Below are 16,630 nucleotides of genomic sequence, written 5' to 3'. Positions count from 1 at the left end.
CACGAACTTGATTGCATACTAAACGGGGGAACAATGAGACCATTTACGCGCACCATCATTGAGCTATTCGACGGAAAACGCCGCTATCTCATTCCCCTCTATCAGCGGCAATATGCCTGGAAGGTCAGCCCTCAGCTTGAACTTCTGTGGGACGACATACATCGCGTCGCACGCCGATTTGAGGAAGGTGGGCAACTCCCTTCCCCTCATTTCATGGGGGCAATCGTTATCTCCCAGATCCAAACTTTTGGGCGGCAGATCCAAGCATTCGAAGTGATTGACGGTCAACAGCGGCTGACGACGTTCCAGTTGTTGCTGGCAGCCTTCCGGGACGTGGCAACAAACTTGTCGAAGGAATACTCGACCGAAATCATGAAGTACCTCTTCAATGACGGAGTGATGGAGCACATCGACGTCGAGAAGTACAAACTCTGGCCTTCCCTCACGGACCGGCGCTCGTTCATTTCGCTAGTCGATCCCGAAGGAGAATTTCCCAAAGCAACACCGCTTCCGGAAGACGAGCAGGGAGTGGTCCGTCCGGCGACGGCCGCCCATGCGTTTTTCCGGGAGCGAATCCTTGAACATGTCCAGGTGAACGGGGAATTCGATCCGTTCAAGCTAGAGAAGCTATTTGAAGCACTACGGCAGGGGCTGGCCGTCGTTTCGATCGAGCTTGAAGGTGGCGATGACGCCCAGACCATCTTTGAGACACTGAACAGCCGAGGTGTCGACCTCACCGCGGGCGATCTCATGAGGAACTTCATCTTCCAACGGGCCAAGGGCCTTGGACAGACAGAGGGATCGTTGAACGTCGACAAGCTCTATGAGCATTACTGGCTGCCATTGGATCGCTGGTTCTGGCGCGAAGGTGACACCAGGGGACGGCAAACAAAAACGCGACTAGATTGGATGCTCGTGGACTACCTCGCCATGATGCAGGCGGACGTAGTTTCTGTGGAACACCTCTTCGAAGCGTATCGGAAATGGATCCTGGAGGAAGAGCCATTCGACACGGTTGAGTCGGAACTGAAGTCGATCAAGCAGAGTGCTGACGTTTATCGACTGATCTCCGAGCAATCCACTCAGACCGCACTAGGAAAGTTCGGTAGGTTCTCCAAGGCATTCGACGTTTCAACGGCGATGCCGCTCGTACTCTACATTGCGACGTGTGGCGATTTCGGCGGATCTAAGCTCGATGAAGCGCTCCAGTTCATCGAATCCTATATCGTTCGGCGAGACATCTGCGCGTTGCCCACCGGAAACTACAATCGCTTCTTCGTCGACGTCGTCGCGAAAATGCGCTCCGGCAAGGGCGATCCGCTGACAAGACTCCGTCGGTTGCTGTCCGCGAGTCAGGCGGACGCAATGCGGTGGCCGAGCAATGCCGACTGGAAAACGGCTTGGATGGGAAGTGACCAGTACAAACCGAATCGGCAAGCGCGGTTACGACACATTTTTGAGGCCATCGAGCACTCGAAGCGGGCCAACGAAGGCGAGGTCATCGCCATAAAAAGCGATCTTACTATCGAGCATGTCATGCCCCAGAAGTGGCAGGAAAACTGGCCTGTCCCAGGATTCGATCATGTGCCCGAGGGTGAACTCGATCCCGATCAACTCGCAAGGCAGTTCGAGCGTCAACAGTCGATCAACAAGATGGGCAATCTGACGCTCCTCACACATAAACTCAACGCGAAGGTTTCGAATGGAGCCTTCTCCGTAAAACTTCCTGCTGTGCGAGCGCATGCGGCTCTGACGCTAAATCGCGAGCTGCACTCCTACGAAGAATGGAATGAAGATTCGATAAAGCAGCGTGGCCAGAACCTCTTCGGGACTGCCGTGAACATCTGGCTCGCGCCTATGCTGAAGGAGGACATCGATGCGTTCGACGCCGCGACCTCACAGGAGCCATTCGAAGAGGTGGAGATCGCGACCGCATGATTGCGCCGAGTGTGTTTCTCGCAGACAGAGTCTATGTCTGCATTCTGGGAGGAGCTACGGAATGCGGGCGTCGGGGGCAGTCAGTCCCGCGTCCCGCCCTGGCGGCGCTTTGCTGACGCTCCTATGGCTGCCGCCGGGAACCGATCGCCCCATGCGCGAATGCCCGCGGTCCCGCCATGGCGGCGCGATGCTTACCGCTCCGATACGCTCATCTCGCTTGGGTCCCTCAACGATCCTGGCGCCGCACGGGCGTTCCGGTCGGGAGGAAGGGCTGAATCCTCGGGAGAACGTGCCTGCTGCCATAACCTCAAGCTTCGACGGTTGCCTTGCCGTCAGGGCCAGGGCCAGGACCCGTGGCCGTTTCGCGATGGGCTCGGATAAGGCAGCCCGTGCCAGACGCGCTGCACGGGCCTGAATCCGGCTTCAATTTTTGGACATAGGCCGATTCCGGCAGGGATTACGGTCTCGGGCGCAATCGCCCCGAAAGCGACGGCTGCGCCTCCGGAGGCCTTATTTTTGCAAGTTCCCGCCAGGCGGCGTCGCGCTGAATGCCGACTTCCGCAAGGCTGTGTTCCATGGTCCGGCGCTTCTCTTCCGCCGCTTTTCGCGCGACATCGGCGGCGCTGGCCCGTTCGGCTGCCGCCACGGCCTGTTCCCGGAGCCGGGACATCTCGTCATCGACTGACTGCCGGATTCGATCCTGAAGCCTCGACACTCGGAAACCATCCCAGAGAGTCCGCAGCAGGCTGGGCAGTCGTTGAATCCTTGCCGCAGCCTTCTGAACTCGTCCGGCTTCCTTTCGAACACGAGACATCATACTCCGAGCGCGCCGCTGTTCTGCGATGGCCCGATCCTGCGCAGCCAGTGCGGCAGCCGTCGCCGCCTTCGCGGCCTCCATCTGGCGCGAGGATTCAGCTTTCGCCGTCAGCGCCTCATCGCGCAAGTCGGCAGCTTCTGCTTCGGCGCTGGCCACCAGGCTCTCAGCCTCCGTCTTCGTCCTGACGATGAAGGATTCGGCCTTTTGCTGGACGTGCTCCGCTCGATCGAGGCAGTTCCGCAGCGCCTTCGCCTGCGTCCGTTCGGCCTGCCATTGCTCGCGCGTCAGGCGACGTCGCGCGGGGCCGAGGCGCGTCAGTCCGCATTTGACCCCCACCGTATCGAAATACGAATCCTGCCAGACACGCATCGCCGCCCGGTAAGCCTGGTCGCCGCGTCGATTAAGGATCTTAGAATCCTCGTCTACTCCGGGGCCTACAGCCATAACTTCGGCTTTTGCCATCTGACCCGGATGCAGCGTCGCCGCCTTCATGTCCGGCGCTTGTGGCAGGACATAGGCGTGGAGGTGCCAGTGGCTTTCATCCTCATGCCGGATTACGGATACGAGGGCATCTCCATACAGGCGCTGAAGCCAGGCAACGGTCAGTTCTTCCCAGCGTTCGACTTCGGCGCGTTTCCGAGGGTCGGCATGGACTTCTTCGACCGTATGAGGATGACTGGCGACGACGGCGAGAAGGGTATGCTGATCGACGCGAATTTTACGCGGCTTTCCAGCCCTGGGCGTCGTGCGCGCCGCGTCGGCAGTCTTGTCATGTAAGGATTCGACCTGCTCCGGAGTCACCCCGTAGATGACGACCGGGGTTCCCGGAGACGGGACGTGGATAGACGCCGCCGGATCGCGACGCGCTTCGGCCAGCACGAATCCTGTCGAGCGGCCCTTGGAATCCGGCTTGCGACTATAGGATTCGAGATGGACGAACTGAAAAGCCATATGTCGTCAGGCGTTCAAAAAACCCGGCGCTTCGCTGCCGAGTTGCCTTTGCACGCTCCAATGCGTCGCACCAAGAGTTCGGTTCAATCGGTAATGCGTCTCCAAGCGTTCCTCCAGAAATTCACGATGCTCCCGCGCATCAGGACGGCATCCCCGGAGTTCGGCTTCTATGTGTCGTATTGCGTCGGCTGTGGCGGACAACAGGTCGCCGAGCGTTTTCGTTGTGAGCGTCAGTTCAACTCCCATTTCGTGTTCCATGGAAAACCTCCTTATGGTCGGGGAACTCAGAAAATGGTCGCTTCAAAAATCAGCCGGCGCAACGGGAGAAAAGGTTTAGTGACCGACTAATGCTTTTCCATTCCAACCTCTTCGGGGTCTCCAGTCAAAGCGTCAGCTCTTCGAGGAGGCCTTCAGCCGGACCACGCCGTGGGGAATGGCAAGCAGCGGTAGGGCACACCGACGACCAGCATGGGCCGGGCCGGAGCACACGCCCAGCAGGCCGACGCACACGGCACACGAGCTTGCATTTGTAGTCCACATCCACGTCATGTAATTGAAAAAGCTCAATTATCTCCGACATGCGCCGTTGCCCGTTCGAATGCCATCTTCATCGTCGCCACCAGCTCATCCTTTGCCGTTTCAGGGACGATGAAGCTGTCATGAACTGGGAGCACGACAATCCCCTTCTTCACGGACATGTCCGCCAAGACGACGCGGCACATTTCCGAATCCACGTTCTGCAGCCGCAACCCGATGCCGCTATGGAAATACCTCGCGACCTTCGGATGCCGGGCCTTGATGTCGTGGATCAGGTCACGGGCGGAGACCTCGCAGCCATCAAGATACGGAAGCAGCGCACCGTGTGCCTGATGATAGCCAGACGCATTCAGGAGCACATTGAAGGCGATCTTGCACAGCTTCCTGTCCCAACCGGGAAGCGTATAGGCATCGCCATCCAGATGCTCCCCAGCGAGCGCGTACAGCAGCCTGGGGTGAAGTTGCTCGTAATCGACTTCTGTCGTGCGCTGGCCATCGAGCATGAAGTGCTGCCGATCCTTCGACTTCACTGACTGCCACCACCCGCCATAGAATCGCCCACCGAGCGTCCAGCCGCCGTTGAATACCCGGTAGAGGGACAGCATGTCCGGATACACCGAATGCTCCCCGAACCGGATCACGTCGCCATCGAAATGGGCGTCAGGTGCATTCAGGGAAATGTCCGTCTCCGCGATCAGGTTGTTGACCTTCTGCACCAGTTTCCGCTCGCGGTGCGTCCGCTCAGTGTCGCGGTAGGAGACGAGGGAGCCCGCCGAATCCTTCAGCCGGATCAGTTCGCCCGGCTTCGGACGAAGGCTAAGCGTGGTGGTACCCGCAAGCCAGGCTGCTGGCCGATAGCTCGATTGAATCCCCGTCGCCCGTCCCGCTGGCTGAAGGTCATGATCAACAAGGATTCCGGCGTAGAGGAGAGCATCCACGGCAGGCACGACAGTGTCGTAGGTAAATTCACGACCCCGGTATCGGCTGCTCTCCGTCCACCAACCCTTGCGGCGGGAGTAGGAGATGCGGCGGAGCGGTTCGCGGCGTGTCGACATGATGGCATCGGCGACAATAACCGCCTGAACGTGCGCGGCCTTCGCCGACCGTGCCGTCGGCATAGAAACACACTGGCGGAGTTCATCTTCATCAACCGACCAATCAAGGCACAGCAACTTGTCCCGATCGCCGGGCCAAATTTGTTGACGCTGTAGGGTGTGAAGTTCTGTTGTCCGGGCTGGGGTATGTCCCAGCCCCCCGCTCACCGACCCGTGTCAGGGGTCTTTACAATTTCAGCGCCGACATTCAACATCTTCGAACACACCTTGAAAGACCGCCTAGGGATTCCAGTCCCATTGATGGCGGTCTTTTTTATGCTCGGTTGTCGGCGCGCATGGGTCAATCGCCATTTTTCTGGCGAGAGCGTCCCGACGCCCTCCTCTTCCGAGCAATCCTGTCGAAATCCAGCCCCCGGAAGACGGAAAAATCGATCTCCGGGTCAAGGGGTAGCTCAGCGATCTGCCGCGCCTGCCGCTCGCCCAGATTCATGAATCCATAGTTGTCGTGTTCGTCACTCCCGACCTGATGACCCGACTGCATGCGCCTGTCGCGGCCCTCGATCTTCGCATCGCGCATATCGTCGATGTTCCCGCCACGCAATGAATGGAACACCTCCTTGCCGCCGCCATCCCCATCCTCGCCCTTCTTTTTCTTCGGCTTAATACCCGCGCGCTCGAACAAGCGGTTCATATAGGAGGATGCGCTCTTGCTGGGGTCGGCAAGCCTCATCAGATTGGGAAACAGGAAGCGGCCTTTTTGCCGAACCGCCCATTCGACAAATCCAATCTCGCTCAGGAACTGGTGCAGAACGAAGTAGCTTGTGCTGGCGTCGGTCTTGTGTGGAGTGGAAACCCAGACGTCGTCGATCTTCTTGACACTGGCAAGCTGCGCCACCCAGACACCCGTGAACTTCTCCCGAAAATCGTTTCCGGTCAGATGAATGAGCAGGCCGATGCGCCGACCCGTTAGATGGCCGAGCAGCGGCAACATGACGTCCTCCATGAGCCCAGAAGCCACCCCGGTGCTGAACACCTGGCTGATCTTGCTTGTCGCCAGCGGCTCGGATTTGACTGCTGCCGCAGCGGTCGATGGGTAGACGAGTCTGGGTCCCGAAAAGGGATCAGGATATTCTCCGGCGGTCATCAAAGAACGGATGGCAGCCTTGACGACGGCGACATAGCCTTCCTGAAGCGATTTGAGGGTTAGCGGCTGCAGGTGAAGGTTACGATTGCCGTCAATGATCTGCATGGCCGACATCGAGGGATCACGCAGATTGTTGTCTCCGGGCCAAAACTGCATGAGGTCAATGAAGGCCTGGAGATCGGTGAGATTATATGTATCGACTGGGTGGTCACCGATCAGTTCAATAAAGACGTCAAGCCTAGCGCGGGCCGTCTTTATATCCTTGGCGCCTTTCGGACCACTCTTGAGCTTACGCTTCTCAAGGTACTCGTCCATGATTTCGCCAAGGCACGGCAGAGTTGACGACTTGCGCGCCGCGGTCCTGCGATCCAGTTTAAAGGCGGGGATCCGCTTGCCGCTCTCGTCGCGTGCCACCTGCGTCGGCACCTCGATGATGGGCGGCAGCGGAACGGCAGCAGGCTCATGTACGAGGATGGCGGGGGCAACAGATGAGCGAGCGGTCTGGCCTAGCTTGGCAAGAGCCGTATGCTCCAGCAACTGAGCATTGCCGACGATAAGCTCGTTGAATGGCTCGCCGTCCTCCTGCTTCCGAAGCTCCCGATGCAATCCGACCAGATCGCGTATTCCGGCAGTCTTCTGCAACTCCTCCGGGGTGACCGGTGGATCGGGCTGGTTGATAATCCGCAGATATGCTTTCAGTTCGCCGCGCATCTCGATGAGAGCTTCTGCAGAAGCATCCAGAGTGATCTCCGGCTCTGTGTCACTTCCATGCTTTCCGGGTTCGCTCATGTATCGCGTCCTCATCGTGTGGAACAACAGTCTTGCTCGTGCCGCCAACAGATCGGCAAATAGCCTTGCCCGGCGATGAGAACACGCACCCAGACTCAGTCGAACGGGAGGAGGTACACGTCCGCCTCCCAAGTCCTTCGGCATCTTTATCTGGAAGATGTAAACGGACCCTGATCTGACAAGATAGGGTCCCGGCCCACGCGAGCGCGCCTTCCCCTGAGTCGAGATTTCAGCCCCTTCAGTCGATGGTTCCAGCGATACCCCAAGCTGTACCGCGCGCGATACCCGCATGTTTTCTGCTCCCGGTAAGGCCGCAGGCAACCGGTGGCTTTATGCGGAAATCCAAGGACTTGCGGGGCAAGTGGCGGGGAGTAAAATCCAAATGGCGGAGAGGGTGGGATTCGAACCCACGATACGGTTGCCCGTATGCCGCATTTCGAGTGCGGTGCATTCGACCACTCTGCCACCTCTCCGCGGACACAGGAAGCCATAAAGCTTCAAGTGCGGCGTTCTCATAACGGGCAAAACGGGAGCGTGCAAGGGGTAATATGCAGTTCGTGACGAGTTTATGTCGAAGCCGTCAAGAAAAGTGCCTCGGCCCCGCTCATGTTGGTGCAATCCCCTCAGCATCAGTCATCAAAACATTGTCAGGCCCCGGTTGCATTGACCGTTGATGACATGGTGGCTGAAGCAAATTCTCGGCATTGTGACCGTAACAATATCAGCCCTTATCCATTGATGTTGCGTATGATCCGCATAAAAATCCGGGCGCCGATATCAATCAACTCGTCAGGAAAGTCATAGTCCGGATTGTGCAGATTCGCGTGGTTTTGGCCGGCCCCCAGAAAAAACATAGCAGACTGTGAAACAGAGCCGAAACGTCCAAAGTCTTCTGATCCGCGCATCGGTAGGAAATCCTCGGCATAGGGAATGTTCTCGGCCTTTAGTGCGGTTATGATATGCGTGGTCGCCTCGGGCGAATTTTCGCAATGCAGGAAAATATCATCGTAGGCTATGGAAAATTTCAGACTGTTTTTATTGGCAATATCGGTCACGAGCGCTTCCGCCTGAGCGCACAGGGTATCCATATTGTCATCCGACAATGTGCGCAATGTCGCCCAAAGCTCGGCATCGGCAGGGGAAATGCCAAAGGCAGCTTCGCCCATACTGGCATGGGTGATGGTGACCATGCGAAAGTCGGAACCTGGCAAAAATGGCTCGTCGGCCTTTGGTAGCCCTATACCCAGTTTAACCAGCGCAGGCATCAACTCTGACAGTGCCAGCATCGGTGAGATGCCTTGCTCCGGTGATGATGCATGGGCGGTTTTGCCGCTGAGGCTGATCTTGATGCCACGCGAGGCACAGTTGACCACGCCTTCCATGATGCTGACATGGCCAAGTGGCAAGCCGGGCAGATTGTGCAGTGAAACGGAAACGTCAGGCACGATCTCAGCAAAACGCGGATCAGCCAATACAGCGGCGGCACCAGCGCCGGTTTCTTCTGCCGGCTGGAACATCAGGATGACGCGGCCCTTTTGCGGTCTTTGCCGTGAAAGACCAAGGCCCAGCGACACAAGAATGGTGGAGTGGCCGTCGTGGCCACACAAATGGCCCTTGCCATCAATTTGTGAGCTGTAGGCAAGACCGGTCTTTTCAAAAATCGGCAAGGCATCCAGTTCGGAGCGAATGAGCAGTGAGTGACCGGGTTCACGGCCTTCAAAGATTACAGCCAGACCGTGGCCGCCCAGACCTTCGATGATCCTGTCCGGTTTCATCTGCTCAATGTAAGTGCGGACGCGCTGCGCGGTCTCTTTCTCTTCTCCGGATATTTCCGGAAACCGGTGTAGTTGCCGGCGAAATGCGGTCAATTCAACAAGGTCGTCATTGCTTAAAAACATCCGAATACCTTACTTTATTACGGGCAAGCGCTAGCCCTGCCCTGTTGCCGTTTCATCCGTCTTTCCAAAGATCATGAACACGTCATAACGTGTATTTTTGCCGTCAATCTGATGATTGGGTTTCGGCAGACCGGGCATCGGGTCCGCCTTTTGCGGCCATTTGAGAACCACACGTTTTTTGGCAACCTCAAGCGCCACACGCATCAATTCGGCCTGATCATCGTCTGCGCCGACAATGTCGCGGAGATCGCGCATTTCCTTTTTGACAAGTGCGCTGTTGTGACGGGGAGGATGCATAGGGTCGACCAACACGACGTCGGTTTCCAGCCCGGGCAGCAGCAGCCTGGAATCGCCGTGCAGCAGTGTCATCCGCGCTACGGTTTCAGCGTAGCGACCACCTTCGGCCATTGCGGCCTCAAGCCCTGCCGCCAGTAGCGCATGCATCTGCGGCGACCGCTCGATCATCGTGACATTGGCGCCCAGTGAAGCAAGCAGAAAGGAATCGCGGCCGAGACCTGCCGTTGCATCAACGATAGTCGGCAAGCGCCCCTTGGTCAGCCCGACAGCCTTTGCCAGGGCCTGTCCCCGCCCCTCGCCAGCGCGAAAGCGATGACCGACAGCGCCACCGACAAAATCCACGACCAGATCTGTGTTGTTGGTTTCCTTGCTCACGCAGCCACCTCAAAACGGACACGTAACGCGAAACGACACATCACGTCCGTCCGGGTGACGAAAACCGATTTCCTCGGCGTGCAGCAACAAGCGATCCGCGGCATCAAGCGCGTCACCACTGGCGTAGAAAGCATCCCCGAGAATTGGATGGCCGATCGCCTGCATATGAACGCGCAGCTGGTGGGTGCGGCCCGTCAACGGGTGCAGCTTTACCCGGGTAGCCGGTAATGGCAGGCGGTCCAGCACATGCCACTCACTCTGCGCCGAACGGCCATTTTCATGGTCGACGCGGTGGCGCGGTTTGTTGTCCTGATCAATTGCCAACGGCAGATCAACAAGGCCGCTTTCTTGCGCAAGATGCCCCCAGACAACGGCTATGTAGGATTTGCGTGTCGTGCGGTTTTCGAACTGGGCAGCAACGGTAGCGTGCGCCTTGCGGTTCAACGACATCAGGACAAGACCGGAGGTGTCCTTGTCTAGCCGGTTGATCATCAATGCCTTGGGAAACTGCTTTTGAACGCGAGTCGCCAGACTGTCGTAGAGAGCAGGGTCACGCCCCGGCACAGACAATAGGCCACTTGGCTTGTCGAGGACAAGAATGTCGTCATCCCGGTGGACGATGGACAGGTATGGCTCCATCGGCGGCGTATAAACAGGGTTTGAAAGAGTTGTGGGCATGCCACCCTTTACCACGGTTTGTGCCTGTTTTGCCTTGGATAATTGATGCCGGGTGCCGCTCTCGCACAGCACCCGGCATTTCTTTTCGATTATGCGCGCTGTTCGCGGGCGGCAGCCTTGGCTGCCATGCGCTTGCGAATGCTTTCGATATCCGCCTGCGGCGTGGCCGCAAACAAGGTGCGGGTGTATTCGTGCTTCGGATCCGAGAAGACCTCTTCACGCGTGCCGTATTCCACCGCTTCACCAAAATACATCACCATGACTTCGTCAGCGATGTACTTCACCACGGAAAGGTCGTGGCTGATGAACACGTATGTCAGGCCAAACTCGTCCTGCAGGTCAGCCAGCAGGTTGAGAACCTGAGCCTGAACAGAAAGGTCGAGCGCCGATACCGGTTCGTCCAGCACAAGTAGCTTCGGGTTCAGCATCAAGGCACGCGCAATGGCAATACGTTGGCGCTGGCCACCGGAGAACATGTGCGGATAACGATTGTAGTGTTCCGGACCCAAACCGACCTTGACCAGCATTTCCGTTGCACGTTCACGACGCTCGGCAGATGACATCTTTGTATTGATGAGCAGAGGCTCACACAAAACATCGCCGATCTTCTGACGCGGGTTCAATGAACCGTATGGGTTCTGGAATACGATCTGAACCTTCTGGCGCATTTCCGCCGTCAGGTGACCTGGGCGGGTATCAACCGTCTTGCCATCAATCAGCAGTTCACCAGAGGTCGGCTCGTCGATGAAGGTCAGCATGCGGGCAAGCGTAGACTTGCCGCAACCGGATTCACCGACGATTGCCAGTGTCTTGCCGGCTTCCAGCTTGAAGGAGACACCTTTCACAGCATGGATTGTTCTGCCTTTTTTGAGCATGCCGCCCGGCAGTTCATAATCCCGCTTCAGGTTGCGAATTTCCAGCATGGTCTTGTTGGACTGGTTCGCTGTCATGCTGTTTCTCCCGCAGGCGTTGGTGCGCCATCGAAAAATGCGGAAACGGTCGTCAGACGGTCACCTGTTGCATTTTCCGGCAATGCGGCAAGCAAAGCCTTGGTATAGTTGCTTTTCGGGTTTTCGAAGAGGGTCAGCACGTCGGCCTCCTCCATCTTGCGCCCCTTGTACTGCACGACCACGCGGTCAGCCGTTTCCGCCACGACACCCATGTCATGGGTGATCATGATCAGACCCATGCCGTTCTGCGCCTGCAGCGACATCAGCAGATCGAGAATCTGCTTCTGGATGGTCACGTCAAGCGCCGTTGTTGGTTCGTCAGCAATCAGAAGTTTCGGGTTGCAGGCAATGGCGATGGCAATCATCACACGCTGGCACTGACCACCGGACATCTGGTGCGGATAATGCTTGAGCCGTTCAGCCGGGTCCGGCAGGCCAACCAGCCGGAACAGTTCTAGGGCACGTTCACGACGCTCCTTGCGGCCAAGGCCGAGGTGAATGCGTAGAACTTCCTCGATCTGGAAACCGACGGTGAAGCAAGGGTTCAAGCTTGCGACGGGCTCCTGGAAGATCATGGCAATATCCTTGCCGATCAGCTTGCGGCGTTCCGCAGCAGACAGCTTCTGGATATCCTTGCCCTGAAACAGCATACGGTCAGCGGTGATGCGCGCAGTCCAGGGCAAAAGGCCCATGACAGCCAACATGGACACCGACTTGCCGGAGCCCGATTCACCAACGATGGCGAGAACTTCACCCGGATCGACCGAAATCGAAACGCCATCAACAGCCTTGAACCAGCCATTGGCCGTTTCAAACTCAACGGTGAGATTATCAATTTGCAGAAGTGCCATATCAGGACCTCTTCAGTTTCGGGTCAAGCGCATCACGCAAACCGTCGCCCATCAGGTTGATGGCAAGAACGGTGATGAGAATGGCGAGACCAGGGAATGTAACTACCCACCATGCACGCAGAATAAATTCGCGTGCTTCGGCGAGCATCGTGCCCCACTCCGGCGCAGGCGGCTGAGCGCCCATGCCGAGGAAGCCGAGAGCGGCCGCATCGAGAATGGCGTTGGAGAAGGACAAGGTTGCCTGAACGATCAGTGGTGCGGTGCAGTTCGGCAGAATGGTGCGGAACATCAGGCGGAACGGACCAGCACCGGCCAGACGTGACGCGGTGACGTAGTCACGGGTCTTTTCCGCCATGACGGCAGCACGGGTCAAGCGCACGAAATGTGGCTGCAGAACCAGTGCGATCGCGATCATGCCGTTTGTCAGGCTTGGCCCGAGAATGGCGACCAGAACCAGCGCCAGCAGCAACGATGGAAACGCCAGGATGATATCCATCAGGCGCATGATCATCGTGTCGACCCAACCACGGTAATAACCGGCGATGACACCGATCACGATACCGCTGGTGAGGGACAACGTGGTGACGAACACACCAATGAACAGCGAATACTGCGCACCGTAGATCAGGCGGGACAGAATATCGCGGCCAACCGGATCCGTGCCAAGAAGATATGTCAGGCGTCCGCCTTCCATCCATGACGGTGGAACAAGAATAGCATCACGATACTGCTGGAACGGCGAATGTGGTGCGATGATCGGTGCGAAAACAGCAACGATAACCAGAGCAATGAAAACATAGAGACCAATGACGGCACCCTTGTTTTCAGAAAAATAGAACCAGAACTCCTTGAGCATCTGGCGACGCATCGCAGAGGCGGAAACCGGCTCTGCGGATTTGGAAATGGCGGTATCGGCCATGGGAATTTCTCCTTCTTAGTGCCGGATACGTGGATTGATAAGGCCATACAGAACATCAACGATAAGGTTGACGATCATGATGATGCCCGCAATCAACAACAAACCACCCTGAATGACAGGGTAATCACGGCGGAAGACCGAATCGACCATCCACTTGCCGATGCCCGGCCAGGAGAAGATCGTCTCGGTGAGGATAGCGCCAGCCAACATCACGCCGACCTGAAGGCCGATGGTGGTGATGACAGGGATCATGGCGTTACGAAGCGAGTGGATGCCGATAACCCGGAAGGGCGACAGGCCCTTGGCGCGTGCGGTGCGGACGTAATCCTCCGACAGCACTTCCAGCATGGCCGAACGTGTCTGGCGGGCAATAACAGCCAGCGGAATGGTGGCCAAAACGATGGATGGCAGCGCTAGGTGGCTCAGAGCAGAAGCAAATGCGCCCTTCTGGCCCGATAGCAGCGAGTCGATCAGCATGAAGCCGGTAACAGGCGGGAAGAAGAACATCAGCGAGATGCGTCCTGACACCGGTGTCCATTGCAGAATACCGGAGAACAGGATGATCAGCAGAAGACCCCACCAGAAAATCGGCATGGAGTAACCAACAAGAGCAACGCCCATCAGGCCCTGATCGAAGACAGAACCACGCTTGATGGCGGCAATGATGCCGGCCGGAATACCGATAGCGATAGCCAGGACGATCGCACAGAAGGACAGTTCAACCGTTGCCGGGAACAGTGCAAGAAACTGGCCGAGAATAGGCGACTTGGACACAATGGATGTGCCGAAATCGCCAGTGAGGACGCCGCCAAGGTAATCCAGATACTGGATGACCAGCGGGCGATCCATGCCGAGCGCTGCACTGATCTGTGCGTGGCGCTCTGGGGACATGACGCGTTCACCCGACAGCAGGGCAACCGGGTCACCCGGAAGCAAGCGAATGAACAAAAATGCAACGATAGAAACCCCGATGAATGTCGGGATGAGCACAGCTATGCGCCGTACAAGGAAGCCAATCATAGTAGACCTTCGATCTGTTCCTTCAGGAACCTGTTCGTTGGTAGGTGTGGCGATTTTGCCTACATCTTAATTTGTCGGAACTGCACAAAGCAAATGCCGCGCGCCTTTATTAAAAGGCACGCGGCACGCTTAACGATGACAGCTTACTCAGCGATGTCCACATTTTCGAATGTGAAGTCACCCAGCGGGCTCTGAACGAAGCCGCTGACTTCCTTACGCATAGGAACGATGGACAGGGAGTGGTCGATGGTTGCCCAAGGAGCTTCCTTCTTGAAGATAACCTGAGCTTCTTCATAGAGCTTGGTGCGCTCGGCCTGATCGGTCGTAACCTTGGCCTTCTTCACCAGATCGTTGAACTCCTTGTTGCACCACTGCGCACGGTTGTTACCGCCAACAGCTTCGCAGCCGAGAAGTGTGTCGAGGAAGTTGTCTGGATCGCCATTGTCGCCAGTCCAGCCAAGGAATACAGCGCCGTCACGGTCCTTAGCCTTCGAACGGTCGAGGTATTCAGCCCATTCGTAGGATACGATCTCAACCTTTACGCCGATCTTTGCGAAGTCATCCTGGATAACTTCAGCAGCGCGACGTGCGTTGAGCATGTAAGGACGCGAAACCGGCATTGCCCAGACCTTCATGGAAAGGTCCTTCACGCCTGCTTCTTCGAGCATCTTCTTGGCAGCGTCGAGATCGTAAGAATCATCTTCGATCTTGTCGTTGTAAGACCACATTGTCGGTGGGATCGGGTTCTTGGCAGGCGTTGCCATGCCCTGGAACACTGCGTCAACGATAGCTGGCTTGTTGATCGCCTTGTTGAGTGCCTTGCGGACTTCAACCTTGTCGAACGGAGCCTGCGTTGTGTTGTAGGCGAGGTAAGCAACGTTCAGGCCTTCCTGTTCCATAACCTGCAGGTTTGGATCAGCCTTCATGGACTGTACGTCAGCAGCGTTCGGGAACGGCATCAGGTGGCATTCGCCAGCCTTGAGCTTCTGGTAACGAACAGCAGCGTCGGTGGTGATCGCGAATACGAGATCGTCAACCTTAGGCGCGCCGCCCCAGTATTCCTTGTTAGCCTTGTAACGGATAACGGCATCCTGCTGGTAACCGACGAATGCGAACGGACCGGTGCCAACTGGCTTCTGGTTCAGCTGTTCCTTGGTGCCGTCAGCAGCCAGCTTGTCTGTGTATTCCTTCGAAACGATCGAAGCGAATGGCATCGCAAGGTTTGCCAGGAATGGCGCTTCAGGACGGTTCAGGGTGATCTTGACCGTCATGTCGTCGACTTTTTCAACCGACTTGATCAGTTCCGGGAAGCCCATGCCGGCAGCATATTCCCAGGATGTACCAGCAACATACTGGTGCCATGGGTTGTCAGTCTTGATCTGGCGCTCGATGGAGAAAACAACGTCATCTGCGTTCAGTTCACGGCTTGGCGTGAAGAAATCAGTTGTCTGGAACTTTACGCCCGGACGCAGCTTGAAGGTGTAAACCGTGCCGTCTTCCGAAACTTCCCAGCTTTCAGCAAGACCAGCAACTGGCTTGGTTGTGCCGGGCTCGAATTCGAGCAGGCGGCTGTAAACAGTGTGCGCAGCGGCGTCAAAGGTGGTGCCGGCGGTGTAGAGGCCCGGGTCAAAACCTTCTGGAGAACCTTCGGAGCAATAAACGAAGGTTTTCGCGCTTGCTACATTGGCGAAGCATGTTGCAGACAGCAATGCTGCCGCAATGAGGCCAATTTTGGAATTCATGTATAGCTCCCACTTTTATGTTCCCGCTTGTGCCAACAGGCGGGAATGGTTGAGTCATTATCGTAATTTCAGTCTGTTCCGATGCCGGAGCCACAACACGGGAAGAGCTTCACAAGGCAGTTTCCGTTTTGCTGTTCCAGCCTCGCTGCCCCCATTGCCAAAATAACGGGCGCTGTAACCGAAAAGCTGTCTTAGCATCACGAGAGGCAGAGGCGGAAGCCCCCTTTTTGCCTAAAGATATGATTTATTCTGTTACAACCAGAGATTCCTGTATCGATACAGGCCAGCCTGATTTTCAGGCTCTGATATGTGACGGAATTGGTGCCACGCAAAACCAGCACCTTGGCAAATCAGGCAAAACACAGAATCCGCATAAAACAAGGGCTTAGAGGCTGTGCAAAACCAAGCGCAGAAATTTTCACGTAAAAATACTATTTATTTTCAATCAGTTGAATCGCCAATCCGTATGACTGAAAACAATTTGTCATAAAAAATAAAAAAGTCCGTTGACATAGAGCGCTGCTCGCCGTACATCGCTCTCCGTCGCCCAGATGGCGGAATTGGTAGACGCGCCAGCTTCAGGTGCTGGTACTCGCAAGGGTGTGGAGGTTCGAGTCCTCTTCTGGGCACCAATTTCTTGATTTAGTTATCTAAATCAGCCTGCAAAAA

Annotated in this window: 13 protein-coding genes and 2 tRNA genes; 2 read left to right on the top strand and 13 right to left on the bottom strand. The window is 56.7% G+C overall.

Annotated features, from left to right (window positions below; translation table 11 throughout):
• Nucleotides 1-33: 33 nt before the first annotated feature.
• Entirely contained in the window at nucleotides 34-1,938 is a 1,905-nt protein-coding gene (locus IB237_RS00700; protein WP_192486705.1) for a DUF262 domain-containing protein, read from the top strand.
• Between the two features lie 457 nt (nucleotides 1,939-2,395).
• On the opposite strand, the gene IB237_RS00695 is transcribed toward IB237_RS00700, so the two are convergent.
• The 13 genes from IB237_RS00695 to IB237_RS00635 all read right to left on the bottom strand — a co-directional run bounded on the left by IB237_RS00695 (nucleotide 2,396) and on the right by IB237_RS00635 (nucleotide 15,961).
• Nucleotides 2,396-3,706 (bottom strand): hypothetical protein, encoded by a 1,311-nt coding sequence (locus tag IB237_RS00695; protein WP_192486704.1) that lies wholly within the window; start codon nucleotides 3,704-3,706, stop codon nucleotides 2,396-2,398.
• 6 nt (nucleotides 3,707-3,712) lie between these two features.
• Nucleotides 3,713-3,964, bottom strand: a complete 252-nt coding sequence (locus IB237_RS00690; protein WP_192486703.1) for a hypothetical protein — start codon at nucleotides 3,962-3,964, stop codon at nucleotides 3,713-3,715.
• A gap of 305 nt (nucleotides 3,965-4,269) precedes the next feature.
• A complete protein-coding gene (locus IB237_RS00685) occupies nucleotides 4,270-5,361 on the bottom strand; it encodes a hypothetical protein (RefSeq protein ID WP_192486702.1) in 1,092 nt (363 codons plus the stop codon).
• A gap of 277 nt (nucleotides 5,362-5,638) precedes the next feature.
• Complete coding sequence (locus IB237_RS00680; RefSeq protein WP_192486701.1) at nucleotides 5,639-7,231, bottom strand: hypothetical protein; 1,593 nt, start codon at nucleotides 7,229-7,231, stop codon at nucleotides 5,639-5,641.
• A 383-nt stretch (nucleotides 7,232-7,614) separates the two neighbouring features.
• Nucleotides 7,615-7,704, bottom strand: a tRNA-Ser gene (locus tag IB237_RS00675).
• Between the two features lie 255 nt (nucleotides 7,705-7,959).
• Nucleotides 7,960-9,129 carry an amidohydrolase gene (locus IB237_RS00670; RefSeq protein ID WP_192486700.1) on the bottom strand — a complete coding sequence of 390 codons (1,170 nt, stop codon included), beginning with the start codon at nucleotides 9,127-9,129 and terminating at the stop codon, nucleotides 7,960-7,962.
• 30 nt (nucleotides 9,130-9,159) lie between these two features.
• A complete protein-coding gene (locus tag IB237_RS00665; protein ID WP_192486699.1) occupies nucleotides 9,160-9,801 on the bottom strand; it encodes a class I SAM-dependent methyltransferase in 642 nt (213 codons plus the stop codon).
• A gap of 9 nt (nucleotides 9,802-9,810) precedes the next feature.
• Nucleotides 9,811-10,479, bottom strand: a complete 669-nt coding sequence (locus IB237_RS00660; RefSeq protein ID WP_192486698.1) for a pseudouridine synthase — start codon at nucleotides 10,477-10,479, stop codon at nucleotides 9,811-9,813.
• Nucleotides 10,480-10,568: 89 nt separating this feature from the next.
• Entirely contained in the window at nucleotides 10,569-11,429 is an 861-nt protein-coding gene (locus IB237_RS00655) for a dipeptide ABC transporter ATP-binding protein (protein WP_192486697.1), read from the bottom strand.
• A complete protein-coding gene (locus tag IB237_RS00650; protein ID WP_192486696.1) occupies nucleotides 11,426-12,280 on the bottom strand; it encodes an ABC transporter ATP-binding protein in 855 nt (284 codons plus the stop codon). The genes IB237_RS00655 and IB237_RS00650 overlap by 4 nt, the downstream gene beginning before the upstream one ends.
• A 1-nt stretch (nucleotide 12,281) precedes the next feature.
• Nucleotides 12,282-13,199, bottom strand: coding sequence for an ABC transporter permease subunit (locus IB237_RS00645; protein WP_192486695.1), 918 nt, complete (start codon nucleotides 13,197-13,199; stop codon nucleotides 12,282-12,284).
• 15 nt (nucleotides 13,200-13,214) lie between these two features.
• On the bottom strand, nucleotides 13,215-14,219 hold the full coding sequence (locus tag IB237_RS00640) for an ABC transporter permease subunit (RefSeq protein WP_192486694.1): 1,005 nt from the start codon (nucleotides 14,217-14,219) through the stop codon (nucleotides 13,215-13,217).
• 143 nt (nucleotides 14,220-14,362) lie between these two features.
• On the bottom strand, nucleotides 14,363-15,961 hold the full coding sequence (locus IB237_RS00635; RefSeq protein WP_192486693.1) for an ABC transporter substrate-binding protein: 1,599 nt from the start codon (nucleotides 15,959-15,961) through the stop codon (nucleotides 14,363-14,365).
• Between the two features lie 545 nt (nucleotides 15,962-16,506).
• Here IB237_RS00635 and IB237_RS00630 point away from each other — a divergent pair.
• Nucleotides 16,507-16,593, top strand: a tRNA-Leu gene (locus tag IB237_RS00630).
• Nucleotides 16,594-16,630 lie beyond the last annotated feature (37 nt).

Origin of the sequence: Agrobacterium sp. AGB01, from assembly GCF_014851585.1 — a bacterium.
Lineage (GTDB): Bacteria > Pseudomonadota > Alphaproteobacteria > Rhizobiales > Rhizobiaceae > Agrobacterium.
Note: the sequence above shows the minus strand (reverse complement) of the source record. Positions and strands in the feature narration are given on the sequence as shown.